We start from the raw sequence: 1222 nt of genomic DNA, 5'->3' as shown, positions 1-1222 counted from the left end.
CGAACTCGCCGTCGCGCCGTTCGCCGATCTTTTGCGAGTGCGCTTCCTTGCCATCGGCGATCTTGGCGGCAAAATCGCCGAGAGCCGCTTCATCGATGTACAGCTTGGTGAAGCCGCCATCGGCAAGGGTCTGTTTCAGCATCACGAGATTGGGGACTTGAACACCCGCCACCGGGGTGAATGCAGCGACCAGTTCTCCGCTGACTCTGTCGAAGTTGAGCGACAGCGATTGCGGGCTTGTTTGTTCCATGTTATTTCTCGGAAGTCCTTGTGCAGAACTCATCGGCAGGATTCCCGGTTCCTTTAGGTGAATTGTTATGTGGCAAGATGATCCTGTAAATCGCGGTGAAGTACAAGGGTTGTTTAAGCTCAAAAGTACAAATTGTCAATATGCTAATTATCGATAAGAACGACACCGCAAGTGCCGACCGCCGCTATCTCGCGGGGCGTCAAAGCACCCTGGTCAGCATCGTCGTCAACGTCGTGCTGACCACGTTGCAGATCATCACTGGACTGTTTTCCGGCTCGCAGGCGCTGGTCGCCGACGGCATTCATTCGCTGTCGGATCTGGTGGCCGATTTCGTCGTGCTGTTCGCCGCGCGCCAGAGCCGCAGCCCGGCCGACGCTGATCATCAGTACGGCCATCAGCGCTTCGAGACCGCCGCGTCGCTGGCGCTGGGCGGCGCGCTGCTGGCGGTCGGCATCGGCATGCTGGTGTCGGCCGTCTTCAAGCTGCAGGCGCCCAATGTCCCGCAGGTGCATCTGGCGGCCTTGTGGGTGGCGGTGGCCACGCTCGTCAGCAAGGAGGTGCTGTTCCGTTACATGCTGGGCGTCGCCGAGCGCGTGCGTTCCAGCATGCTGGTGGCCAACGCCTGGCATGCGCGTTCGGACGCGGTGTCGTCGCTGGTGGTGGCGCTGGGGATTGCCGGCAACCTGCTCGGTTTCCCCTTGCTTGATCCGATTGCGGCGCTGATCGTCGGTCTCATGATCGTGCGCACCGGCGCGGTGTTTTTCTGGCGCGCGCTCAACGACCTGATGGACAAGGCCGTGTCGGAAGAAGAATCGCAGGCGATCCGCCGCACGCTGCTGGAAACGCCCGGCGTCTTCGGCCTGCATGATCTGCGCACGCGCAAGATGGGTGACCTCACCATCGTCGACGTGCATCTCGAACTGGACGGCGAACAGACCGTCACGCAAGGCCACGCCATCGCCACGCTGGCGC

General features: G+C 61.3%; 1 protein-coding gene and 1 pseudogene. One reads left to right on the top strand and one right to left on the bottom strand.

Features of this window, described 5'->3' with window-relative positions; translation table 11 throughout:
- A pseudogene (locus HLUSI_RS0113965) lies at positions 1 to 250 on the bottom strand (DUF342 domain-containing protein); the annotation flags it as partial.
- Between the two features lie 140 nt (positions 251 to 390).
- Between HLUSI_RS0113965 and HLUSI_RS28700 the strand changes: the two are divergent.
- Positions 391 to 1222, top strand: an 832-nt coding sequence (locus HLUSI_RS28700; RefSeq protein ID WP_016834553.1) for a cation diffusion facilitator family transporter, incomplete at its 3' end; no start/stop codon positions are given.

The sequence above is a fragment of the Herbaspirillum lusitanum P6-12 genome (genome assembly GCF_000256565.1).
GTDB lineage: Bacteria > Pseudomonadota > Gammaproteobacteria > Burkholderiales > Burkholderiaceae_D > Herbaspirillum > Herbaspirillum lusitanum.
This window is presented reverse-complemented; position numbering and strand designations above follow the sequence as displayed.